Below are 23,604 nucleotides of genomic sequence, written 5' to 3' on the forward strand. Positions count from 1 at the left end.
TCCAGCCGCTCCTCCCACGGGTGGCAGGCTATCCCCCGTGCCCGACGCGCCCTCCCCCAGCACACTGCACCCCGACCGGTCCCGGTCCCTGCTGTCCCGGCTCGGGTCCGCCCTGGCCCACCGGCCGAAGACGGTCGTCCTCACCTGGGTCGCGCTCGTCCTCCTCGGCTTCGCCACCGCGCTCGGCGCGTTCGGCAACGAGCGACTGTTCGCCCGGCTCAGCACCGGCGAGCCCTCGGTGGCGGGACAGAACTCCGACGGCCGGGACCTGCTGGTCCGCCAGGGGCAGTCGCAGCTGACCACGTACACGGTCCGGGTCGACGGCGTGGACGTCGCCGACGCCGCCCTCGCGAAGGCCGCCGCCCGCACCGCCGCCGACATCAAGGGGCTCGCCGGCGTCGCCTCGGTCGCCTCCCCCTACGTCGTCCCGGGCGGACCCACGGGGCCTGCCGCCGCGCCGCTGCTCGCCGGCGGCTCGGCGTCCGGGCGGGGGTTCGTCACGGTCGTCACCTTCTCCGGCGACCCCACCAAGGCGCAGCAGAAGCAGCTGGAGGCCGAGGTCCGCGACGCCTTCGGCCCCGTGCGAGCCGCTGCGCCGGGTGCCCGGGTCAGCGCGGGTGGCCTGTCGGACCTCATCACCGCCATCACCGACCAGCTCGAGGTCGACCTGCGCACCGGTGAGGGCATCGCCCTGCCCGTCAGCTTCGTCGTGATGATCATCGTCTTCGGCGGCTTCGTCGCCGCCGGGATGCCGATCGCCGGCGCGGTCGCGTCGATCGCGGGCGCGCTCGCCTCGCTCCTCGGCTTCTCCTACCTCATCGACCTCGACACGACCGCCGTCAACGTGGTCACGGTCCTCGGGCTGGGGCTGTGCATCGACTACGGGTTGCTGGTCGTGAGCCGGTTCCGCGAGGAGCTCCGTGCCCGCGCTCAGGGCATGCCGGCGGCCGAGATCCCCGTCGAGATGATCCGCGCTGCCGCGGCCCGGACGGTGGACTCCGCCGGTCGGACGGTCGTCTTCTCCGGGCTGACCGTGGCGATCTCGCTCGGCGGCCTCCTCGTCTTCGAGGCCCAGATCATGAAGGGCATCGGTGTGGCCGGCATGTCCGTGGTGGTCATCGCCATGCTCGTCGCGCTCACCCTGATCCCGTCGCTGTGCGTCCTCGGCGCCCGCCGGCTGCTGCGACGCGGCACCGAGACCGCCCCCGAGCACGGGGTGTTCTCGCGCCTCGCCCAGTGGGTGCACGGTCGCCCCATCCCGATCATCGCCGTGGTCCTGGCGGCCCTGGTGGGGCTGGCGCTGCCCGCGTTCGACCTGCGGCTCACCTCCTCGGGCCAGCAGCTCCTGCCCACGAGCAGCAGCCAGCGCCAGTTCTTCGAGGGCCTGGCCAGGGACTACCCGCAGCTCGGGGGCGCCGACGTCGTGGTCGTCGCCCGGGCGCCGCTGGCGCAGGTGCAGCGGTATGCCGCCGGCATACCGCTGCCCGCCGGTGGACGCGTGCGCGACGTCAAGGACATCGGGGACGGGCTGGCCACGGTGAGCCTCGACGTCCCGGGCGCCGCGCTGGACGACCCGGCCCGGGCGCTGACCACGCAGCTGCGCGAGGACTCCCCGGGCTTCCGGACCTGGGTGGTCGGGCAGGCCAGTGGCCTCACCGACTTCACCGACTCGATGCTCGCCCGGGCGCCGTACGCCTTCGCGCTCGTCGCGCTGGCCACGCTCGTGCTGCTCTTCCTCATGACCGGGTCGGTCGTGATCCCCGTCAAGGCGTTGCTGCTCAACGTCGTGTCGCTGGGGGCCTCGCTCGGTGTCCTCGTCCTCGTCTTCCAGCACGGCAACCTCGAGGGCCTGCTGGCGTTCTCCTCCGCCGGGGCGATCGAGTCCACCATCCCGCTGCTCATCCTGGCCTTCGGGTTCGGGCTCTCGATGGACTACGAGGTGTTCCTCCTGTCGCGGATCGTCGAGCTGCACGAGCGCGGCTACTCCAACGACGACGCGGTCGTCGTCGGCCTGCAGCGGTCGGGCCGCATCATCACCTCCGCCGCCCTGCTCGTCGTCATCGTGTTCTCCGGGTTCGCGGCCGGAAAGCTGCTGGTCATCAAGGAGACCGGCGTCGGCCTCGCCACGGCCGTGGCCATCGACGCGACGCTGGTGCGCATGCTGCTCGTCCCGGCGACGATGACGCTGCTCGGCGACTGGAACTGGTGGGCGCCGGCGCGGTTGAAGCGCCTGCACGCCCGGTTCGGGATCACGGAGTGACGTCGCCCGGAGGTGCCGCCCGGCTGAGGGAGGTCACCAGCCACGAGGAGCTCCTCGCAGCGACTGGCGGCAGCGGCTTCGTCCGCCACGACATCCCCGACCCGCTGGAGGGCACGGCACACGCGCTCGGCGCCGCCGTCGCGTTCCCGCGACGCACGCACACGCGCAGGCTCGGGCTGCTCGTCATGGGCCCACCGGACGACGCGGCACGGCTGCTCGACGCGCTGCTCACGGCCCACGTCCTGCCGGACGGTCTCGCGTCGGTGACGGTGGAGCGTGGCTCCTTCGAGGCCGTGTCGGCCCGGCTGCCGCTCGGTGAGGGCAACGACTGGGAGTGGATGTGCACGACAGCGCCTCCGCCCGAGGTCCCGGCCGAGTCGAGGCTGGAAGAGCTCGACCCGGCCGACGAACCGGCGATCCGCACGCTGCTGTCGGCGGCCAACCCGAACACCGACGCCCGGCCGTTCGAGCACCCGGGGCAGCGTTGGGTCGGGGTCCGCGAGGCCGATGGGCTGGTGGCCTGTGGAGTCCGTGAGCCCGGGGTGGCCGGGACGCCCGTCCTCGCCGGCATCACGGTCGCGGCGGCCGCCCGCGGCACCGGCCTGGGCCTGGCGGTCACCGGCCGCCTGACCCGTGAGGCGGTGGCCGAGTCGGGCGTCTGCACCCTTGGGATGTACTCGCACAACAGCGTCGCCCGCAGGGTCTACCGCGGTCTCGGCTACGGCGACGTCCACGAGTGGTCGAGCCGCAGGCTGGTCCGTCCGCCGGGCGCCTGAACCGGACCGCTCGGGCGTGCGGTGTGGCCTCGGCCGTGCCTACATTCGTCCCGACGGTTCCACCGACGAGAGGACTGAGATGCCCAGCGTGACCAACGGTTCGGTCGAGATCCACGTCGAGGACACGGGCGGTGACGGCCGCCCGGTCGTCCTGATCCACGGCTGGCCCCTCAGCGGCGCCTCGTGGTCCGAGCAGGTCCCTGCCCTCACCGACGCCGGCTACCGCGTCGTGACCTACGACCGCCGCGGGTTCGGCCAGTCCGGCAAGCCCGCTGACGGCTACGACTACGACACCTTCGCCGACGACCTCGAGGCCGTGCTCGAGGCCCTCGACCTGCGCGACGTCAGCCTGGTCGGGTTCTCGATGGGCGGCGGCGAGGTGGCCCGCTACCTCGGCAGGCACGGCCAGGACCGCGTCCACAGCGCCGTCTTCGCCGCGGCGATCCCGCCCTTCCTGCTCAAGTCCGACGAGCACCCCGACGGCGGCCTCGACATGGCGACCGTCGAGTCCATGCAGGCAGACCTGCGCAAGGACCCGCCGGCGTTCTTCGACCAGTTCATGACCGGGTTCTTCAGCGCCGGGGACGACCTCAAGGTCACCGAGGCCCAGCGCCAGGAGGCCCTCGGCCTCGCCGCCCAGGCCGACCCCGAGGCTGCCGCCCAGTGCATCGCGACCTGGGTGAGCGACTTCCGTGACGACCTCGCGACGGTGACCGTGCCGACCCTCGTCATCCACGGCGACTCCGACGGCACCGTGCCGCTGGAGGTGTCGGGCCAGCGCACCCACGAGGCCGTCGCCGGCAGCGAGCTGCACGTCGTCGCTGACGGCCCGCACGGGCTCAACGTCTCGCACAAGGACGAGTTCAACCGGGTCCTGCTGGAGTTCCTCGCGAAGTAGCTCCCCACCGTGCCCGGTGCCGCCCGCTCCCCGAGCGGGCGGCACCCTTGCGTCCGGGCCGAGGCGCGCGTGCCGGCCCGCTGGGCCCGGGGCGCCGGGGCCGGGGCGCTGGGGCCGGGGCGCGTGGACCTGGTCGCTCAGGCAAAGTCGGCGGGGGTGTACTCGCTGGGCTGGACGAGCACGAGCCAGTTCCCGGAGTTGTCCCGGCACAGCGCCTCGGTGCCGTACGGCCGCTGCGACGGCGGCTGGAGGAACTCGACCCCCTTCGCCAACAGCTCCTCGTAGGTCTTCTGGCAGTCGTCGACGTTCAGCCCGACGCCGTTCATGCCGCCCTGGTCCTGCGACCGGCGGATGGCGTCGACCAGCTCGGGCGCCAGTGGCGGACCGGGGACGGCGAGGTGGACCTGCAGCTCGGGCTGGCTGGGGTGGACCACGGTGCACCACCGGTAGCCCTCGCCGAGGGTGATGTCGTCCTTCTCCTCGAAGCCCAGGACGTCGGTGTAGAACTTCTTGGACTCGTCGACGTCCTTGACGAAGACGCTGACGATGCTGATGTTCGTGATCATGCGGCGAGCCTAGGAGTCGTCCCGCCCCGGCTGCTTCTCCTCGATTGCGGAGGTCGCCGGCTCGGGGCTCCGCTCGACGAGGCCCCACATGAAGACGTAGCAGCCGGGGATGTGCGGCGCGCCCGCGGCATACCGGCGCTGGAACTCACTCGGGCTCTCCCCCACGACCTCGCGGAACCGGCTGCTGAACGAGCCGAGGCTGCTGAACCCCACCGCGTGGCAGACCTCGGTCACCGTGAGGTTGGTGGCGCGCAGCAGGTCCTGGGCGCGCTCGACCCGCCGTTCGCTGAGGTATGCCGCGGGCGTGCGGCCGTAGGCCGACCGGAAGAGCCGCAGGAAGTGGTACTTGCTCAGCCCGGCGACCGCCGCCAGCTCGTCGAGCCCGATCGGCTCGGTGTAGTGGCGGTCGGCGTGGTCGCGCGCCCGGCGCAGGTGCACGAGCACGTCGCCGGGCGCGCGGTCCATCAGCTCTGCTTCGGGTTGACCTCGTCGGCGCCCTGGGGCGCGGCGGCCTTGTCGGCCGGCTTGGCGTCGACCCCGGCCTCCTTGCGCTGCTCCGGCGTGATCGGCGCCGGCGCGGCGGTCAGCGGGTCGTAGCCGCCTCCGGACTTCGGGAACGCGATGACGTCCCGGATCGACTCGGTGTGCGCGAGCAGCGAGACGATGCGGTCCCAGCCGAAGGCGATGCCGCCGTGCGGCGGGGCGCCGTACTGGAAGGCGTCGAGGAGGAAGCCGAACTTCTCCTGGGCGTCCTCCTGCGACAGGCCCATGACCTTGAAGACCCGCTCCTGCACGTCGCGGCGGTGGATACGGATCGAGCCACCGCCGATCTCGTTGCCGTTGCAGACCATGTCGTAGGCGTAGGCGAGGGCCGGGCCGGGGTCGGTGTCGAAGGTGTCCTCGAACTCCTTCTTCGGCGAGGTGAACGCGTGGTGCACCGCGGTCCAGGCGCCGGCGCCGACCGCGACGTCACCGGCGGCCACGGCCTCCGACGACGGCTCGAAGAGCGGGGCGTCGACGACCCAGAGGAACGACCAGGCGTCCTCGTCGATGAGCCCGCAGCGGCGGCCGATCTCGAGGCGCGCGGCGCCGAGCAGCGCCCTGCTGGAGCGCGCCGAGCCCGCACCGAAGAAGACGCAGTCGCCCGGCTGGGCGCCCACGTGCGCGGCGAGGCCGTCGCGCTCGGCGTCGGTGAGGTTCTTGGCCACCGGGCCGCCGAGGGTGCCGTCCTCCTGGACGAGGACGTACGCGAGGCCCCTCGCGCCACGGCTCTTGGCCCAGTCCTGCCAGGCGTCGAGCTGCTTGCGCGGCTGCGACGCACCGCCGGGCATGACGACCGCGCCGACGTACTCGGCCTGGAAGACCCGGAACGGGGTGTCCTTGAAGTACTCGGTGCAGTCGACGAGCTCGGTGCCGAACCGCAGGTCGGGCTTGTCCGAGCCGAACCGGGCCATCGCCTCGGCATACGTCATGCGCGCGAACGGCGTGGGCAGGTCGACGCCGATGAGCTGCCAGACCTCCTTGACCACGGCCTCGCCGAGCTCGAGCACGTCGTCCTGCTCGACGAAGGACATCTCGATGTCGAGCTGGGTGAACTCGGGCTGGCGGTCCGCGCGGAAGTCCTCGTCGCGGTAGCAGCGGGCGATCTGGTAGTACCGCTCCATCCCGGCGACCATGAGCAGCTGCTTGAACAGCTGCGGGCTCTGCGGGAGGGCGTACCAGGAACCGGGCGCCAGGCGGGCCGGAACGAGGAAGTCGCGGGCACCCTCCGGCGTCGAGCGGGTCAGGGTCGGGGTCTCGATCTCGACGAAGTCGCGCTCGCCGAGGACCTTGCGGGCCGCTGCGTTGACCTTGGAGCGCAGGCGGATGGCCGAGCCGGCGGACGACGCACCCGGGCGGCGCAGGTCGAGGTAGCGGTGCTTGAGGCGCGCCTCCTCGCCGACGGTCACGCGCTCGTCGATCTGGAACGGCAGCGGCGCGCTGGGGTTGAGCACCTCGATGGTGCCGGCCAGGACCTCGATCTCGCCCGTGGGCAGGTCGGGGTTGGCGTTGCCCTCGGGGCGCGTGCGCACCTCGCCGACGACGCGGACGCAGTACTCGTTGCGCAGGTCGTGCGCCCCACCCTGGGCGAGCACCTCGTCGCGCGCGACCACCTGGGCGACCCCGCTGGCGTCGCGCAGGTCGAGGAAGGCCACTCCGCCGTGATCGCGCCGCCGGGCCACCCAGCCCGTGAGCGTGACGGTCTGGCCGGAGTGGTCGGCACGCAGGGTGCCGGCCTCATGGGTGCGGAGCACGAGGAGTCCTTCGATCGGGGCCGGGGTTCGGTGCCGGGACGGCCCGGCAGCCCGCCCATCCTACGGACCGGTCACGCGGCCCGACGAACCGGTTTGCCGCCCGCCGCCGGCCGCTGTCAGTCGTCCTCGACGGTGCCGTCGACGTAGACCCAGTGACCGGCCCTGCGCGTGAAGGCGCTGCGCTCGCGCATCACCCCGCCCACGTGCCGGGCCTCGAACTCGACCTCACCCACCGAGTCCCCCTCGTTGCCGTCCGCCGTCGCGAGGATGCTGAGCCCGAGCCAGCGCGGGGTCCCCGCCCGGCCGAGCCCGAGGTCGGCCGGCCGGGTCCGGGGGTGCCAGGTGCGCAGGAGGTATGCCTCGTCGCCCACGGCGTACGCGGCATACCGCGAGCGCATCAGCTCCACCGCGGTCTCGGCCTCGCGCTCACCGTGGTGCAGCGGTGCGCAGCAGCTCGCGTAGGCCCGCCCGCTGCCGCACGGGCACTCTCGCGGTACAGCGGCCGCGGACCCGAAGGCGCTCACGCGGTGCTCGCGGGCAGGATGCAGAACTCGTTGCCGGCCGGGTCGGTGAAGCTGGTCCACGGCAGGTCGCCCCAGTCGTGCTCGAGCCGGCGGGCGCCGAGCTCCTGCACGCGGGCGAACACCGCGTCGCGGTCGTCGGCGGCCTCCAGGCGCAGGTCGAGGTGCATCCGGTTCTTGTCCCGCTTCGGCTCGTCCTCGGGGAAGAACTCGAGTACGAGGCCACGACCGCTGGGGTGGCGCAGCGAGACCGGCTCGACGCCGTCGTACCGCTGCCAGCCGCTCAGCTCGGACCAGAACGACGCCACCTGCTCGGGGTCGCCGCCCAGGACGGGGATCGCGGCGACGGGGCCGGTGTCGCGGTAGCTCGGACGCGCCTCGAGGACGCAGAACGGGTGCCCCTCGGGGTCGGCCAGGACCACCCACGGCACGTCGCCCTGCCCGATGTCGGCGTGCGAGGCGCCCAGCGCGAGCAGGCGCTCGACGACGGCGTCCCGGTCCGGGCCGCCGTACAGGTCGAGGTGCAGCCTCGGAGCGGCGGTCGACGGGTGCCCGACGCGCTGGAAGCACAGGTCGAGGACGGGACCGCCCTCGACCGCCAGGCGCGTCTCGTAGCCCTCCGGCTCGTCGGTCAGGGTCGTGGCGCCGAGCGCGCGCTCCCAGAACCGGCCCAGGCGGCCGGGGTCTGCGGAGTCGACGACGACGTTCTCGAGGAACATGCCCCCGAGACTAGGGGGTCGGCCGAGGCCACGCGTCCACACCGGCCGACCGGTGCCCGGCATCGGCGCAGGTCGGAGCGCTGGGCGAGTGCCCGGGCTAGCGCTCCCCCGCCTCGCGCAGGCCGGGGTGCCCGGGCCAGGGGGCGTCGGCCGGGCGCAGCGTCGACCAGTCGAGGTCACGGGCGGCGAGCGCCGCCAGGGCTGCGATGGCCAGGGTCGCGTTGTGCACGCGCCCGGCGAGCACCGCGTCGCGGACCTCCTCGAGCGCGACCCAGCGCACCGGCATACCCAGCTCCTCGCCGTCGCGGTCGTGGCGCTCGGCGTGGGGCACCTCCGCCAGGTCGCGGGCGAGGAAGATGCGCAGGCCCTCGTCGAGGCCCCCCGGGGAGCTCACGTAGTCGGCGAGGACGTTCCACGTCCCGGCGGTGAGGTCCGCCTCCTCGTGCAGCTCGCGGGCCGCGGCGAGGTGCGGCGCCTCCCCGTCGACGTCGAGCAGGCCAGCGGGGATCTCCCACTCGAACGCCCGTACCGGGTGCCGGTACTGCTGGATCAGGCAGATCCGGCCCCGCTCGTCGAGTGCGGCGACGGCCACGGCGCCGGGGTGGCGCACGTACTCACGGGTGACCTCGCCGGCCTCACCGAGGTCGACGCGGTCGCGCACGACGTCGCACACGAGGCCGTGCATCGCCACCTCGGTGGAGACGACGGGACGGCCCTCGAACCGGTCGGCGAGCTCGCCGGCAGGCCCCTCGGCGCCCGTTGCGTCCACCGGTCAGGCGTTCGCGTCGGCGGCGACCTTGGGCCGCTCGACCTCGACGAGCCGCGAGGCACGCTGCGCGTCGAGGGCAGCACCCACGAGCCCCGCGAAGAGCGGGTGCGCGCGGTGCGGCCGCGACTTGAACTCCGGGTGCGCCTGGGTCGCCACGTAGTACGGGTGCTCGCCGCGGTCGAGCTCGACGAACTCCACCAGGCCCCACTCGGGGTGGGTGCCGCTGACGACGAGGCCGGCCTTGGTGAGCTGGTCGAGGTACTCGTTGTTGACCTCGTAGCGGTGGCGGTGGCGCTCGGTGGCGGTGGTCGAGCCGTACGCCTCGGCGACGATCGAGCCGTCGAGCAGCTTGGCCTCCTGCGCGCCGAGGCGCATCGTGCCGCCCAGGTCGCCGGCGCCCTCGACGAACGCCTTCTGCTCCTCCATGGTCGCGATGACCGGGGCGGGCGTCTGCGGGTCGAACTCGGTCGAGCTCGCACCCTCGATGCCGGCGACGTTGCGGGCGTACTCGATCACCATGCACTGCAGGCCGAGGCAGATGCCCAGGGTCGGCACCTGGCGCTCGCGGGCCCAGCGCAGCGCGCCGACCTTGCCCTCGATGCCGCGCACGCCGAAGCCGCCGGGGACGAGCACCGCGTCGACCCCGCCGAGCGCCTTCTGGGCGCCGAGCTCGGTCTGGCACTCGTCGCTGGCGACCCAGCGGATCGCGACCTTGGCGTCGTGGTGGAAGCCGCCGGCGCGCAGCGCCTCGGTGACCGAGAGGTAGGCGTCGGGCAGGTCGATGTACTTGCCGACGAGGGCGATCTCGACCTCGTGCTCGGGGTTGTGCACCCGGCGCAGCAGCTCGTCCCAGTCGTGCCAGTCGACGTCCCGGAACGGCAGGCCGAGGCGGCGGATGACGTACGCGTCCAGGCCCTCCTTGTGCAGGACCTTCGGGATGTCGTAGATGCTGGGAGCGTCGACGGCCGCGGCACAGGCCTCGGTGTCGACGTCGCACATGAGCGAGATCTTGCGCTTGATGCCCTCGGGGATCTCGCGGTCGGCGCGCAGCACGAGCCCGTCGGGCTGGATGCCGACCTGGCGGAGCGCTGCGACCGAGTGCTGCGTGGGCTTGGTCTTGAGCTCGCCGCTGGGCGCGAGGTACGGCACGAGCGAGACGTGCAGGAAGAAGACGTTGTCGCGGCCCACGTCGTGGCGGACCTGGCGGGCGGCCTCGAGGAACGGCAGGGACTCGATGTCGCCGACGGTGCCGCCGATCTCGGTGATGATCACGTCGGGCGCGTCGGCGCTGCTGACGCCCGCGCTGCCGGCGGCCTGCGCACGCATGCGGGCCTTGATCTCGTTGGTGATGTGCGGGATCACCTGGACCGTGTCGCCGAGGTACTCGCCGCGGCGCTCCTTGGCGATGACGTCGCTGTAGACCTGGCCGGTCGTGACGTTCGCCTTGCCCACGAGCGGCACGTCGAGGAAGCGCTCGTAGTGGCCGATGTCGAGGTCGGTCTCGGCCCCGTCGTCGGTGACGAACACCTCACCGTGCTGGAACGGGTTCATCGTCCCGGGATCCACGTTGAGGTAGGGATCGAGCTTCTGCATCGTGACCCGCAGGCCGCGGGCGCGGAGCAGGTGTCCGAGGCTGGAAGCCGTGAGGCCCTTGCCGAGCGAAGAGGCAACGCCCCCGGTCACGAAGATGTGTTTCGTCTGCTCCACCACGGGATTCAAGCCTACGTCATCCGGAGCATGCCTCGGTACCACTCGTGCCAGCGACGCGCCGTCTGCTCGCCGTCGTCCCACGATCCGGCCCGTTCGCGGCCCGCCTCCACCGCCGCGCGGCGGGCCTCCGGGTCGCCGAGGTATGCCGTGACGGCTTGCGCGACGGCTGCCGCGTCACCGACCGGCACGAGCGTGCCGGCCCCTTCCACGAGGTCGCGCAGCCCGCCGGTGTCGGTCGCCACGACGGGCACGCCCGCCGCCATCGCCTCCTGGACGACCAGGGCCCGCGCCTCCCAGCGGGACGTGAGCACGAACACGTCGGCGGCCCGCAGCCACGCGTCCGGGTCCGCCTGCGGCCCCACGAAGTGGACGGGGAGCCCGTCCCGCCCGGCTCGCTGCGACAGCCGGGCGAGCAGGAGCTGGTCGCCACCGCCGACGACCACCCAGACGGCCTGCGGGACGAACGCGCCGGTCGCCTCGACGAGCGTGTCGAGGTCCTTCTGCGGCGCGATGCGGGCCACGGTGACGACCAGCCGCACACCGTCAGTGGCGTCGATGCCGTTCTCGCGCAACAGGTCCCGCGCCAGGGTCCGGCGCTCCCCGTCGTCGGCGGGTGTCGTGGACAAGAGGGTGGGCACCCGCGGCGAGGGGACCGCCGCCAGCCGCGCGTCGCGCGCCCCGAGGCGACGCGCCTCGGCGACCAGGTCGCTGCTCGCCCCCGTCACGAGGTCGGCCCGACGGGCCACGACCCGCTGGGCGAGGTCGAGCAGCCGGCGGCGCCAGCCCCTCGCGAGGACGGCGTTGTGCTGGCTCACGACCACCGGGGTGCGCAGTCCCAGGGTCGCCACGACGCCGACGAGGCCGGCCTGGTGGCCGTGGGCGTGCAGCACGTCTGCGGAGCCTGCGGTGCGCCGGATGGTGCGCAGGGAGCGGAGGGCTCCGCGGACGCCACCGTCTCCCCCGGGCCACGCCACCAGCGCGTCGGGCAGCCCGAAGGTGCTCGCCGTGAGGCGGTCGGTGACGACCGCGACGTCGTCGCCCAGGGCACGCAGGTCCCGGCTGAGCTCGACCACGTGGGTGCCGATGCCGCCGGTGCTGCGACCGAGCAGCTGGACGACCCTCACGCAGCCCCTCCGCGGCGACGGCGACGGCCCCGCTCACGCAGCGCCTGCACCGAGCGCCGGTCCCCCACCGCCATCACGAGGAGGTACGACAGGCCGGTCAGGATCGCCACGGCCACGCCCACCGCGAGGGAGGAGACCACGCCCTGCGGCTGCATCGACCGGGCCACAGCGTCACCGACCCCGAACCCGACCGCGACGCCGACGAGCGCGGTGCCCAGCGTGCGGCCGCTGCCGGCCAGCGCCTCCGGACCCCACGCCTGCCGCACCAGCAGGGCGAGCACGGCGGCAGACAGGGTCATGCCCACCGTCGAGGAGACGCCGAGGACCCCGAGCGTGGACGCGGCGCTGGACCCCTCCGGCAGCAGCGCGATCGGGCCGAGTGCCGTGACCGCCCACCCGGCGGCGACCGCGAGGGCGGCGTAGAGCGGGCGCCCGCGGACGTACAGGGCGCGGGTGAGCAGCGCCGCCACCGCGAAGCCCACGACCCCGGGAGCGTATGCCGAGAGGGCGCCGGGGAGCGCGGCCAGTGCGTCCGCGCCGGAGCCCCTCGTACCGGGGGTCGCCCCACGGGCACCGGGGTCGATCGAGTGGAAGAACTCCCCGACCGGCTGGGCGACCGCCATCAGCACCGCCGCCGCGCCCGACACCAGCAGCAGGATCCCGCGCAGGCTGCGGGCGAGGGTGTCGCGTGCGGCCGTCCCGGGGAGGAGCTCGGCGTCGGCGGACTCCGCCGCAGCCGTGTGCGCCAGTGCGGGGAACGCCGACGTCGCGATCGGCACCGCGAGCACGGCATACGGGAGCAGGTAGACGGCCTGGACGTAGGAGTACACGTTGACCGCGCCGACGGCGTCGGTGCGGTGGTGGGTGACCCAGAGGGTGGCCAGCACCGCACCCTGCTGGGCGAGCAGCGCCACGACGCCCGCACCGGCGAGCGACCGGGCACGGCGCGCCGCCCCGTCGGGGAAGCGCAGGGTGGGCCGCAGCCGCACGCCCGCCCGCAGGGTCGGGACGATCAGCGGCAGGCTGAGTACCACGACGCCGAGCGTGGTGCCGCCGGCGAGCACCCACACCGCACCGTCGGACACGGTGGACGCGGTCGTCGCCGACGTGTCGACCAGCTGGCCGTAGGTCAGGTAGGACGCGATGACGACGAGGCTGGACAGCAGCGGGGCGAGCGCCGCCGCGAGGAACCGGCGCCGGGCCTGCAGGACGCCGCTGAGCACGATGCCGACGCCGTAGAGCAGGACCTGCGGGGCGAACAGCACGAGCATGTGCCGGCCGAGGGTCGCCTCGGGCCCGGACGCACCGGCTCCGAGCAGGGCGCGGCTCAACCACGGCGACGCGAGGGCGAGCAGCAGGCTGAGCGGCAGCAGCACCACGACGGCCCACGACAGCAGGGCCGAGGCGGTCTCGTCCGCCTCCCGCTCCCTGCCGAGCCCGAGCTGGCCGGCGATGAGCGGCACGGCGACCGCGGCGAGCACACCCCCGGCGGCGACCTCGTAGACGACGTTGGGGACGAGGTTCACGGTCTGGTAGACGTCGCCGACGCTCGTCGTGCCGACGTTCTGGGAGAACACCAGCGTCCGGGCGAAGCCGGCGATGCGGCTCAGCAGCGTGGCGACGGCGATGATGCCGGCCGCACGCGCGATGGAGGTCCCGACGGACGTCGCGGTCACGGGCGCCCCAGGGCGTCCAGCTCGCGCAGCACGGGTGTCGACTCTATGACCCTCGTGAAGGACACCTTCTCCGAGGCGAGGGTGAGCCCGACCAGCACCGCCAGGGCGGCCCAGCGCCCGCGACGCCCGGCACCCTGCACCAGGGCGGTGCCCAAGAGTGCCCCGGCGGCGTTGGCACCGGTGTCGCCGAGCATCGACTCCCCCGCCAGGTCGGGACGCAGCAGGCCGACCGCTGCGCCGGCGGCCGAGGCCCCGGCCACCGCCGACCGGGGGCGCGTCGCCGCCAGGGCGCCGAGCGCGAGGGTGACCTTGAGCGCGCGACCAGGGCGCAGGTCGAGCAGGTTGAGCAGGTTCGCGGTGCCGGCCACGACCGCTCCGCCCACGAGGGTGTCCAGCGTGCTGGGGCTGTCCGGCCGTCCGCTGTCGTGCCGTCCTCGGTCCGGCCGCCCGCGGTCCACCAGGGCGGCCGTCGCCAGGCCGGTGACGCCGAGCCCCAGCACCTTGACCGCCCCGGTCGTGACCTGACCCCGCGCCAGGGCTCCGAGGTGGCCGCGCAGGCCCTTGCTGCTGGAGTCGCCGGCGAGGTCGTCGAGCGCGCCGAGGGCGGCTGCGGCGGTCGTCGCCAGGACCGGCCCGGGCCCGCCGCCGAGGAGGGCGGCGCCGGTGGCCGCGCCGACGGCATACGCGGGGCCCTCGAGGAGCGTCACCGGGCGCCCGGCGTGGTTCGTCCGCTCCCAGCGGTCCGGGCCGCCGGGCGGCGCGGCGCGCAGCGCTCGCAGGGCCAGCGCCCCGGCGACGCCGGCGACGAGGCCGGGGACCAGTCCGGGCACGGGGGCGCGCACGACTGCCTACTTCGTGGCCAGCTGCGGGAACGCGGCGGCGGCGTCGGCGGCCAGGCCGTACTGCCCGGCGCGGCCCGCCTCCTGCTCGAGCAGGCCGAAGACCACGCTCGCCTGGCCCATCGGCAGGTCGACGTCGTCGACGGTCGACAGCTGCTTGGCGAGGTCGCCGTCGGCGCGCGCGGTCGTGACCACGGACGCGGCATTCGTCGCCTTGGGGTCCAGGCTCGGGGCCACGAGGACGGCACCGGCGCCGGCGTCGTCGAGCGCACCGGCGAGCTTGGCGAGGGCGGTCGCGCGGTTCGTGCGGTCGTCGGCGCTGTTGCCGGCGACCGGGCCGCCCACGACGACGGCGACCGTGGACGGGACGACGGTGCCGGAGTACTTGACCAGCTCGCCGGTGCGCAGCGACTCCAGGGTCGCGCGCGCTCCCTGCGCCGTGGAACCGGCCTTGGTCAGCACCGACCGCGCGAGCACGGCGTTGATGACGTCGCTGCCGCCCTCGTCGACCGGCACGCCCACGCCGCTGGCGAGGTTCGAGCCGAGCGTCGCCCGGAAGGTCGCCTTGTCGGGGTCGACCCAGGCGTCCTGCACGGTGACGGTGGACCCGATCTTCGCGCCGGCGGCGGCGAGCGTCGCACTGGTCGACTTGACGACGCCCTGGTCGGCGCCGGGCAGCACGATCACGCTGACGGTGGTGTCGGTGAGGCGGCCGGCCAGGAGGCTGCGGTTGCTCGCCTCGGTGAAGTCGTCGCGCGCCTTGGTGGCCTTGTCCGCGGCGTCGAGCTCGGTCCGCAGGGCGGCCTTGTCGGTGCGCAGGTTCTTCACCTCCGACGTCAGGGTGTTGCCCAGGTCCTCCTTGAGGGGGCCGGCACCGAGCACGATCCCCACGGCCAGGGCCAGGAAGATCGAGACGATGGAGACGAGGTGGTAGCGGAAGTCGATCACGTGACAGTTCCTACGACGAAGGACCAGAGGTCATCCCAGCGGGCCGCGAGCACCTGGAGCAGGGCCCGCCCGCCGGTCGTCGACCACAGCGCGGCGAACAGCGCGCTGAGGCCCACGAGGAGCATGAAGATGAGGGTGAGGTTGGAGATCCGCGAGCGGTAGAGCCGGCTCACGCCCTTGGCGTCGACGAGCTTGCCGCCCACCCGCAGCCGGGTGAGGAAGGTGCTCGCCATGCCGCTGCGGCCCTTGTCGAGGAACTCCACGAGCGTGGCGTGCGTGCCGACGGCGACGATGAGCTCGGCGCCCTTGTCGTCGGCGAGCAGCATCGCGACGTCCTCACTGGTGCCGGTCGCCGGGAAGACCACCGGCTCGACGCCCAGCCGGCGCACGCGCTCGAGCCCGGGGGCGTTGCCGTCCCGGTAGGCGTGGACGACGATCTCGGCCCCGCAGCGCAGCGCCGCGTCGGACACCGAGTCCATGTCGCCGACGATCATGTCGGGCTTGAGGCCCTCCTCGATGAGGGCGTCCGCTCCCCCGTCGACGCCCACGAGCACCGGCCGGTACTCGCGGATGTAGCTGCGGAGGGTCTTGAGGTCCTCCTTGTAGTGGTACCCGCGGACCACGATGAGCGCGTGCCTGCCGTCGAGGTCGGTCGTGATGTCGGGGACGCCGACGCCGTCGAGCAGCAGCTCACGCTCCCGGCGCAGGTACTCCATGGTGTTCGCGGCGAACGCCTCGAGCTGCACGGCGAGCCCGGCGCGGGCCTCGGTCATCGCGGCCTGCACGAGCTCCTCGTCGAAGGCCTGGCCGCGGGCGACGACGGTGTCCTCGACCCAGACCTCTCCGCCCTCGATGCGCACCTGCTGGCCCTCGTGCAGGTCGTGCATGACGTCACGACCGACGTTGTCGACGAGCGGGATGCCCGCCTCGACGAGGATCTCCGGGCCGAGGTTGGGGTAGCGACCGCTGATCGAGGGCGAGGCGTTGACGACCGCGGCGGGGCGGCACGCGAGCAACGCCTCGGCACTGACCTTGTCGATGTCCTGGTGGTCGATCACCGCGATCTCGCCGGGCCGCAGCCGCTTGGTGAGGTTCTTGGTGCGGGCGTCGACGCGGACCGGCCCGCGGACCCCCGGGCTCTCGGGGACACGGGCGCGCTGGCGTGGGATCTTCAGTGGCATCGTTCGTTCATCCTCCCATGGTGGGAGCAGCCGGCCGTGCGCCCCACGCGGGCGATGTGGGGTGTCTCGCGTTCGTCCGGACGGGGTCAGCTCGTGGCCGCTGCCCGTCGCAGGGTGGTCTGCTCGACCAGCTCGCGCGCGTGCTCGAGCGAGGTCCCGGTGTCGACGCCGGCCATCATCCGGGCCAGCTCGCGCAGCCGCTCCTCCCCCTCGACGGCGTGCACGCCGCTGGAGGTGATGTGCCCGTCGTTCGCCTTGCGCACCACCAGGTGCCGGTCCGCGTATGCCGCGACCTGCGGCAGGTGGGTCACGACAACCACCTGCGCGTGGCGGGCGAGCGCGGCGAGCCGCGCGCCGACGTCGAGGGCCGCGGCGCCACCGACACCGGCGTCCACCTCGTCGAAGACGAAGGTGGGGACGTCGACCCCGCCGGAGGCGCCCGTGACGACCTCGAGCGCGAGCATGACCCGCGACAGCTCACCACCGGAGGCGGCCTTGGCGACGGTGCGGGCAGGTGCCCCGGGGTTGGCCGCGAGCATGACCTCGACGTCGTCGGCGCCGTGGCGAGCCGGGCCGGCAGCCCGCGGCGACACCCTGACCTCGATCGTGGCCGAGCCCATGGCCAGGTGGGCGAGCTCGGCGGTGACGGCCTCGGCCAGGGCCGCGGCGGCCTCGGTCCGGGCGGCCGTGAGGGCGGTCGCGGCGGCGTCGCGGCGAGCCGAGAGCTCCTCGACGAGCTGCTCGAGCTCCTCGATCCGGGAGTCTGAACCCAGCAGCGTGTCCAGCCGCCGGGCGGCGGTGCGGCCCCACTCGAGGACGTCGTCGATGGTGTCGCCGTACTTGCGGGTGAGGGCGGTGAGGTCGGCCCGGCGCTGCTGGACGAAGGCCAGGCGGCCGGGGTCGACGTCGACGTCGGTCACGTAGGAGCTGAGGTCCGCCGCCAGGTCGCCCACGAGGTAGCCGACCTCCGCGAGCCGGCGGTCCAGCTCGCGCAGGGCGGGGTCGTGCTCGACCTCGCCCGCGAGGGCCTGCCGCGCGGCAGCCACCACGGCCATCGCGTTCGGCACGGGCTCGGCGGCATACTCCTCGTCCCCGGCGAGGTGCACGAGCGCCTGGGCGGACGCGGTCCGCAGGCCCTCGGCGTGGCTGAGGCGCTCGTCCTCGACCCGCAGGTCGGCGTCCTCCCCGGGCTGCGGGTCGAGCTGCTCGAGCTGGGCGAGGCCGTGCTCGAGGACCTCGATCTCCTGCGCCCGCTCGCGCCCCTGCTGTCGCAGCTCGGCGAGCTCGCGGACGGCGGCCTCGTGCTCGTCGTAGACGGTGGTGTAGGCCTCCAGTGCCGAGCGCACTGCGGCCCCGCCGAACGTGTCGAGCACCGCCCGGTGCTGGTCGCTCTGGCGCAGCCGCCACTGGTCGGCCTGGCCGTGCACCGCCACGAGGTGCTCCCCGACCTCGGCCAGGACACCCACCGGCGCGCTGCGCCCGCCCACGTGCGCGCGGGACCGGCCCTCGGCGCTCACGGACCTGACCAGCACCAGCCCCTCGGACACGTCGGCCCCGGCCTCGGCGGCGCGCACGGCCGCCGGGTGGTCCACGGGCACGTCGACGAGCCCCTCGACGACGGCGTTGGCCTCGCCGGACCGCACGAGCCCGGCGTCGGAGCGGGCCCCGAGCAGCAGGCCGAGGCCGGTCACGACCATGGTCTTGCCGGCGCCGGTCTCACCCGTGACGACGTTGAGCCCGGGGTGCAGGTCCAGCACGGCGTCGTCGATGACGCCGAGTCGCTGGATCCGCAGTTCCTGGAGCACGGGGCACAGCCTCTCACGCAGCAGTGACGACGCGGCCGAGGCGTGCGGAAGCGTCGCCGACTCCGCGTCCGGAGGCGTCTCGACTTCGTGCGGTGCCGCCGCGGACTAGACGTGCGGAGGCGTCGCCGCGCCACTCGGCACCGAGCGGCTGCTGCCCACGGGGGGTACGCCCCCGCCCCGCCGCCCGTTCCCCTGCTCCTTGCTCCGGCGGGCCTCGCGCCGGGCCTCACCGCGCCAGCCGTGGATCGACAGGTCGAACTTCGCCACCAGCCGGTCGGTGAACGGCGAGGTGCTCAGCCGCGCCAGCCGGACCGGCGTGGCCGAGCGGACGGCCTCGATGCGCGCGCCGGGCGGCAGGTCCACCGCGCGGCGCCCGTCACACCACAGGGCACCGGTGCCGAGGGTGTCCTGGACCACCTCGAGCGCCAGGTGGGAGCTCGGCCCCACGACGAGCGGCCGGGCGAACAGCGCGTGCGCGCTGATCGGCACCAGCAGGAGCGCCTCGACGTCCGGCCAGACCACCGGTCCCCCGGCGGAGAACGCGTATGCCGTGGAGCCGGTCGGCGTCGCGACGACGACACCGTCGCAGCCCCAGGTCGTGAGCGGGCGGCCGTCGATCTCGGCGACGATCTCGAGCATCCGCTCGCGGTTCGCCTTCTCGACGGTGACCTCGTTCAGGGCCCAGCTGCTGTACACCGGTGTGCCGTCGACGTGGGCGGTGACGTCGAGGGTCATCCGCTCCTCGACGGTGTAGGCGCGTCGCACGATGTGCTCGACCGTGGCGGAGATGTCCTCGCGCTCGGCCTCCGCGAGGAAGCCCACGTGCCCGAGGTTCACCCCGAGGAGCGGCGCACCGCTGCCGCGCGAGACCTCGGCACCGCGCAGGATCGTCCCGTCGCCGCCGAGGACGCAGACGAGCTCGCAGCCGCGTGCCGGGTTGCCGCCCTCGGCGACGGTGACGCCGTGGTGCGACGACAGCCCGAGGGCGTCGGCCTCCTCGCGGGCCATGACGACACCGATCCCGGCGTCGTGCAGGCGGTCGACCACCCCGAGGGCGACGGCCGTGGCCTCCTGCCGGCGCGGGTGGGCGACCAGCAGGATCCTGCGGTTGTCTCCGGTGCTCACGGGGCTCCCTTCGCGCTCACGGGGCGCTCACCTCGTCGGCGGCCCTCACCAGAGCCTGCCATCCCATCGACTCCGGGGCGCGGGGGGTCAGCCACAGGAGGTACTCGGCGTTGCCCTCCGTGCCCACGACCGGGCTGGCCGCGAGGCCCTTCGGGTGCAGGCCGGCCTCGATCGCCGCCCGCGCGACCTCGGTCACCGCCCAGGCGCGGTCCCCCTGGGTGCGGACGATCCCGCCCTTGCCCAGGCGGCTGCGCCCCACCTCGAACTGGGGCTTCACGAGCACCACCGCGTCCCCGTCGTCGCGCAGCAGCGAGCGGAGCTCGGGCAGGACGAGGGTCAGCGAGATGAAGCTCAGGTCCGCCACGAGCACGTCGACCGGTCCGCCGATGTCGTCGGGGCCGAGACCGCGCACGGTGGTGCCGGAGCGCTCGGTCACCCTCGGGTCGCCGGCCACCTCCGGCACGAGCTGGTCGTGTCCGACGTCGAGCGCGATGACGTGGGCGGCACCGTGGTGCAGCAGCACCTGCGTGAACCCGCCGGTGGACGCCCCCACGTCGAGGCACCGGCGCCCCTCCACCACCAGCCCGCGTGGCCCGAACTCCTCGAGCGCACCGACGAGCTTGTATGCCGCGCGGCCGACCCAGCGCGGGCCCTCGGCCAGCACGTCGACCTGTTGGTCCTCGGTGGTCGGGGCCGACGGCTTGCTCGCCCGGTCGCCGTCGACCCTGACGAGGCCGTCCTCGACGAGGCTGCGGGCGTGGCCGCGCGAGCGGGCCAGCCCGCGTCGGACGAGCTCGACGTCGAGCCGGGCGGACCCGGTCACTCGCCGCCGAGGTCGGACAGGCGGCCCTGCAGGGTGCGGTGCACCCGGCGGCCGGCCTCGATCTGGGCGTCGAGGTCGTCGGCCGGGGCGTCGCGCAGGTCCTGCAGCGCCGAGTCGATCACGATGTCGCCGGTCGCCCGGTCGCCGAGCCCTGCGGCCGGCGTCGCCCTGGTCTCGCGGGTGTCGTCCTCGCGGGTGTCGTCCTCGCGGGTGTCGTCCTCGCGGATGTCCTCCTGGACCGCCTCGGTGTCCGGGGTGCTCGCGGTGCTCGGGGTGCTCGGGGTATCGCTCACGTGGTCGCCTTCGTCGCCGTCGACCCGGCGGCCGACGTGCTGCTCGTGCCGTTCGTCGACGTGGCCGCGGTCGACCTCTTCGCCGCGGACTTCCTGGCAGCCGACTTCCTCGCGGCCGAGGGGGCGGTCGCCTTCGTCGCGGACTTCCTGGCCGCGGACTTCCTGGCCGCGGACTTCTTCGTGGCAGTCGCCGACCCGGACGTCGCCGACGTCGTGGCAGCGGACTTCGTCGCCGCGGACGTGGACGTCGCGGTCTTCTTCGCGGTCGACTTCTTCGCCGCGGCCTTCTTCGCGGTCGTGGCCTTCTTGGCGGTCGTCGTCTTCGTCGCCGCGGCCTTCTTCGCGGTCGACTTCTTCGCGGTGGCCCTCTTGGCCGTGGCCCTCGTCGCCGCGGAGCCGGGAGCGCCGGCGCGGGTCGTGGCGCGGTCGGCGGTCGTCGCGGAGGCAACGGCCCCGCCGACCTCGGGGACGCCGAGCCGCTCCGTGGCCTCCTCCGCCAGGTGCGCGGTGCGCGTGCTGACGGCCCCGGTGGTAGGACGGGCCAGGGTCCCGAGCGGCGTGCGCGACGCGGTGCTCACCGCCGACACCCCCGCTGCCAGGACGGTGGAGCGCAGGTCGGCGAGCTCGCGGGTGAGCGCGGCCAACGAGGTCCGGGCGGCCTCGACGTCCGCGATCCGCGCCACGTCGGCGCGCTTGAGCGCCGCCTCGACCTCGGACTGCACCAGCGCGACGAGGTTGTCACGGTTGGCCTTGGCCGCCTCGAGCAGCTGGTCCGCCAGCGTGGACGCCTGGACCGCGCGTCGCGTCACCTCGTCGGCACCCGGCAGGGCCAGCAGCCCCTGCGCGGCCTCGAGGGCTCGCGCCTTGGTCATCTCGCCGAGCCCGCTGGCGAGCTGGACGTAGCTGCGTACGGATTCGAATGCCATGGTGGTCCTCCCGCCCGGGACGGGCGCTCGTCGCCCGTCGGTGTCACGCTACTGCCACTCGTCCAGCTGTGCGGCGAGCCGGTCGGCTGTCGCCAGGTCGATCTCGTCGTCGTCCAGGGCCTCGTGGAGACAGGCGATCCCCGCCCGCGCCGCCTCGATCGGTGTGCCCTTCGCGGCGACGTCCCACGCACCGTCGATCACCCGCCGTCGGTCGCCGCCGCACACCCACCAGGTGTAGTCGGTCTCGGCGCCCACGTAGACCTCGCTGAGCTCACGCAGGTCCGGGAGCAGGTAGGTCGGTCGCTGGTCGTGCGGCGCGCGGGCCAGGGTGCGGACCGAGTCGACGCCCGTCAGGACGAAGACCGAGTCGAGCCCGGCGGCGGACGCGCCGGCGATGTCGGTCTCCAGCCGGTCCCCCACCGCGAGCAGCGAGCGGGGAGACAGCCCGAGCCGGCTCGCGCACAGGACGTACAGGGGTGCGAAGGGCTTGCCGACGACGATCGGGTCGCGCCCAACAGCGCGCCGGACGGCGGCGACCAGCATCCCGTTGCCGGGGGCCGTGCCGCGGTGCGTGGGCAGCGTCTCGTCCGTGTTCGTGGCCACCCAGACGGCGCCCGCGGTCACGGCATACGTGGCCTCGGCGAGGTCGGAGGCGGTCACGGCCGCGCCGTACCCCTGCAGCACGCCACCGAGGCGCAAGCTCGGGTCCGCCCCGGCAGTCCCGGGGTCGACGACGCGGAACCCCTTGTCGCGCAGGGCCTCCCGCACGCCGTCACCACCCACGGCCATGACAGCGGCACCCGCCGGTAGGTGCTCCAGCAGCTCGGCAGCACCCGCCTGCGCGCTCGTCGCGACGTCGCGACCTGTGACGTGCAGGCCCAGGTCGGTCAGGTGCGCGGCGACCTCCTCCGGCGGCCGGGACGCGTTGTTCGTCGCGTACACCACGGGCACCGAGAGGGCCGACAGGGCCTCGACCGCGTGGTCGACGGCCTCCGGGCCGCGGTAGACGACGCCATCGAGGTCGCAGACGACACCGGAGTAGTGGTCGACGAGACCCGACACCTAGGACTGCACCTCGTCGTCGTCCTCGCCCTCGAGCAGGTCGGTGAGGACAACCCCGTCGAGCTCGGCGAGCCGGTCGGCCGCGTCGGTCTCGAGCTCGTCGTCCGCGGCCACGGCCTTGGCGAACCAGTCCCTGGCCTCCTCGGACCGGCCCAGCGCGAGGAGCGCGTCGGCGTAGGCATACGAGAGGCGGGCGGCATACGGCTTGCGCGACGACCCGCGCAGCTGGGGGATCTCGAGCGCCAGACGGGCCGCGTCCGGCTGGTCGAGGTCGCGCCGGATGCCCGACACCACGATCGCCAGCTCGACACGGTCCTCGACCGCCAGCGTCTTGGCCTCCGGTGAGGACGCCAGCTCGAGCGCCCGCTCGGGCCGCCCCAGTCCTCGCTCGCAGTCGACCATGAGCGGCAGCAGGTGGGAGGAACCGCTCAGCCGGCGCACCGTACGGAACTCGCTGAGGGCGCGGGCCCACTCCCCCTTGCGGTAGGCGACCATGCCGAGGGCCTCGCGTGCTGCGGGCACCCGACCGGCACGGCGCACGGCCGTCTCGGCGTGCGCCTCGGCTCCCTCGAAGTCCTCGGCCTCGAGCAGCGCCGCCACCATGACGAGGTGCTGGGCCACGCCCTCGGCATTCTCCTTGCTCAGGGTCCGCAGCTGCTGGTGGACAGAACGGTCGAGCTCCTTGCCCGTCACGCCCTCGGCGATCCTGGGCTCGGGAAGCTTCGGCTTCTTCGGCGCCAGGCGCGGTCCACCGCGCCGCTCGGAGTTGTCGAACGTGCCGGCGCCGCGGTCGCGACCCTGGCCGCCCCGGTCGTCGCGACCTCGACGTGCGCCCGGCCCGCCGCGGGAGTCGTCACGCGGACCACGCCGGCCGTCGGAGGAGCCGCCCCAACCGCCCCCGGCCGAACCGCCGCGGCTCCCGCTGGAGGAGCCGCCTCGACTCCCGCCGCCGGAACCGCCACGGCCGCCCGCGGTGGAACCGCCCCGGCTCCCGCCGGCAGAGCCGCCACGGGCACCGTAGGACCCGCGGCTCCCACCCTGGCCCCCGGCGCCTCGGGGACCACCCCCGGAGGACGGTCGGCTGCTCTGGCCACGGCGGCCGTTCTGGTCTTCGGACACGGGGACACTCCTCGGTGGTGCGGGTCGGTCGGCAGTCTACGGACGCCCGCGGCATCGCGCCGCGGGGCCCCGTGAATGCAAAAGGGCCACCCGTGATGGGTGGCCCTTTTGGTGAAGTATGTTCGGCTGCGTCCTACTCTCCCACACCGTCACCAGTGCAGTACCATCGG

The 23,604-nt window shown here is 74.1% G+C and carries 22 protein-coding genes; 3 read left to right on the forward strand and 19 right to left on the reverse strand.

All coding sequences use genetic code 11. The features are described from left to right. The first annotated feature begins 37 nt into the window (after positions 1 to 37). From J2X64_RS18215 to J2X64_RS18225, 3 genes are all read left to right on the forward strand, one after another. Complete coding sequence (locus tag J2X64_RS18215; protein ID WP_310157503.1) at positions 38 to 2,260, forward strand: MMPL family transporter; 2,223 nt, start codon at positions 38 to 40, stop codon at positions 2,258 to 2,260. Beyond that, on the forward strand, positions 2,257 to 3,036 hold the full coding sequence (locus J2X64_RS18220) for a GNAT family N-acetyltransferase (RefSeq protein WP_310157505.1): 780 nt from the start codon (positions 2,257 to 2,259) through the stop codon (positions 3,034 to 3,036). The genes J2X64_RS18215 and J2X64_RS18220 overlap by 4 nt, the downstream gene beginning before the upstream one ends. A 79-nt stretch (positions 3,037 to 3,115) precedes the next feature. After that, positions 3,116 to 3,934 (forward strand): alpha/beta hydrolase, encoded by an 819-nt coding sequence (locus J2X64_RS18225; RefSeq protein WP_310157507.1) that lies wholly within the window; start codon positions 3,116 to 3,118, stop codon positions 3,932 to 3,934. Between the two features lie 137 nt (positions 3,935 to 4,071). Here J2X64_RS18225 and J2X64_RS18230 read toward each other — a convergent pair whose 3' ends face one another. The 19 genes from J2X64_RS18230 to J2X64_RS18320 form a co-directional block, all read right to left on the reverse strand. Further along, positions 4,072 to 4,500 (reverse strand): VOC family protein, encoded by a 429-nt coding sequence (locus J2X64_RS18230; RefSeq protein ID WP_310157509.1) that lies wholly within the window; start codon positions 4,498 to 4,500, stop codon positions 4,072 to 4,074. A gap of 9 nt (positions 4,501 to 4,509) precedes the next feature. Further along, complete coding sequence (locus tag J2X64_RS18235) at positions 4,510 to 4,965, reverse strand: AraC family transcriptional regulator (RefSeq protein WP_310157511.1); 456 nt, start codon at positions 4,963 to 4,965, stop codon at positions 4,510 to 4,512. Next, complete coding sequence (gene aspS, locus J2X64_RS18240; protein ID WP_310157513.1) at positions 4,965 to 6,794, reverse strand: aspartate--tRNA ligase; 1,830 nt, start codon at positions 6,792 to 6,794, stop codon at positions 4,965 to 4,967. Before aspS ends, J2X64_RS18235 begins: the two co-directional genes overlap by 1 nt. A gap of 116 nt (positions 6,795 to 6,910) precedes the next feature. Further along, positions 6,911 to 7,318 carry a YchJ family metal-binding protein gene (locus J2X64_RS18245; protein ID WP_310157516.1) on the reverse strand — a complete coding sequence of 136 codons (408 nt, stop codon included), beginning with the start codon at positions 7,316 to 7,318 and terminating at the stop codon, positions 6,911 to 6,913. Beyond that, positions 7,315 to 8,034 (reverse strand): VOC family protein, encoded by a 720-nt coding sequence (locus J2X64_RS18250; protein WP_310157518.1) that lies wholly within the window; start codon positions 8,032 to 8,034, stop codon positions 7,315 to 7,317. The genes J2X64_RS18245 and J2X64_RS18250 overlap by 4 nt, the downstream gene beginning before the upstream one ends. Before the next feature lie 97 nt (positions 8,035 to 8,131). Further along, positions 8,132 to 8,803, reverse strand: a complete 672-nt coding sequence (locus tag J2X64_RS18255; RefSeq protein ID WP_397444082.1) for an NUDIX domain-containing protein — start codon at positions 8,801 to 8,803, stop codon at positions 8,132 to 8,134. Between the two features lie 3 nt (positions 8,804 to 8,806). Beyond that, the gene (locus J2X64_RS18260; protein ID WP_310157520.1) at positions 8,807 to 10,513 is read right to left on the reverse strand and encodes a CTP synthase; all 1,707 of its coding nucleotides are present in this window, start codon (positions 10,511 to 10,513) and stop codon (positions 8,807 to 8,809) included. An 11-nt stretch (positions 10,514 to 10,524) separates the two neighbouring features. Continuing rightward, entirely contained in the window at positions 10,525 to 11,637 is a 1,113-nt protein-coding gene (locus tag J2X64_RS18265; RefSeq protein WP_310157521.1) for a glycosyltransferase family 4 protein, read from the reverse strand. Continuing rightward, complete coding sequence (gene murJ / locus J2X64_RS18270; protein ID WP_310157522.1) at positions 11,634 to 13,313, reverse strand: lipid II flippase MurJ; 1,680 nt, start codon at positions 13,311 to 13,313, stop codon at positions 11,634 to 11,636. The genes J2X64_RS18265 and murJ overlap by 4 nt, the downstream gene beginning before the upstream one ends. Continuing rightward, positions 13,310 to 14,155: a hypothetical protein gene (locus J2X64_RS18275; RefSeq protein ID WP_310157523.1), complete on the reverse strand. Its 846-nt coding sequence runs from the start codon at positions 14,153 to 14,155 to the stop codon at positions 13,310 to 13,312. The genes murJ and J2X64_RS18275 overlap by 4 nt, the downstream gene beginning before the upstream one ends. Positions 14,156 to 14,161: 6 nt before the next feature. Next, positions 14,162 to 15,100 carry a copper transporter gene (locus tag J2X64_RS18280; protein ID WP_310157524.1) on the reverse strand — a complete coding sequence of 313 codons (939 nt, stop codon included), beginning with the start codon at positions 15,098 to 15,100 and terminating at the stop codon, positions 14,162 to 14,164. After that, entirely contained in the window at positions 15,097 to 16,281 is a 1,185-nt protein-coding gene (gene steA / locus J2X64_RS18285; RefSeq protein WP_310157526.1) for a putative cytokinetic ring protein SteA, read from the reverse strand. Before steA ends, J2X64_RS18280 begins: the two co-directional genes overlap by 4 nt. An 86-nt stretch (positions 16,282 to 16,367) precedes the next feature. Then, positions 16,368 to 18,086, reverse strand: coding sequence for a DNA repair protein RecN (gene recN / locus J2X64_RS18290; protein WP_310157529.1), 1,719 nt, complete (start codon positions 18,084 to 18,086; stop codon positions 16,368 to 16,370). A gap of 105 nt (positions 18,087 to 18,191) precedes the next feature. Beyond that, positions 18,192 to 19,211 (reverse strand): NAD kinase, encoded by a 1,020-nt coding sequence (locus J2X64_RS18295; protein ID WP_310157531.1) that lies wholly within the window; start codon positions 19,209 to 19,211, stop codon positions 18,192 to 18,194. Positions 19,212 to 19,227: 16 nt separating this feature from the next. After that, positions 19,228 to 20,034 (reverse strand): TlyA family RNA methyltransferase, encoded by an 807-nt coding sequence (locus J2X64_RS18300; protein WP_310157532.1) that lies wholly within the window; start codon positions 20,032 to 20,034, stop codon positions 19,228 to 19,230. Then, complete coding sequence (locus tag J2X64_RS18305; RefSeq protein WP_310157534.1) at positions 20,031 to 20,327, reverse strand: hypothetical protein; 297 nt, start codon at positions 20,325 to 20,327, stop codon at positions 20,031 to 20,033. The genes J2X64_RS18300 and J2X64_RS18305 overlap by 4 nt, the downstream gene beginning before the upstream one ends. Further along, complete coding sequence (locus J2X64_RS18310; protein ID WP_310157536.1) at positions 20,324 to 21,253, reverse strand: hypothetical protein; 930 nt, start codon at positions 21,251 to 21,253, stop codon at positions 20,324 to 20,326. The genes J2X64_RS18305 and J2X64_RS18310 overlap by 4 nt, the downstream gene beginning before the upstream one ends. Positions 21,254 to 21,301: 48 nt before the next feature. Further along, positions 21,302 to 22,315: an HAD-IIA family hydrolase gene (locus J2X64_RS18315; protein WP_310157538.1), complete on the reverse strand. Its 1,014-nt coding sequence runs from the start codon at positions 22,313 to 22,315 to the stop codon at positions 21,302 to 21,304. After that, positions 22,316 to 23,008: a tetratricopeptide repeat protein gene (locus J2X64_RS18320; protein WP_310157540.1), complete on the reverse strand. Its 693-nt coding sequence runs from the start codon at positions 23,006 to 23,008 to the stop codon at positions 22,316 to 22,318. Positions 23,009 to 23,604 lie beyond the last annotated feature (596 nt).

This window comes from Phycicoccus sp. 3266 (genome assembly GCF_031456495.1).
Lineage (GTDB): Bacteria > Actinomycetota > Actinomycetes > Actinomycetales > Dermatophilaceae > Pedococcus.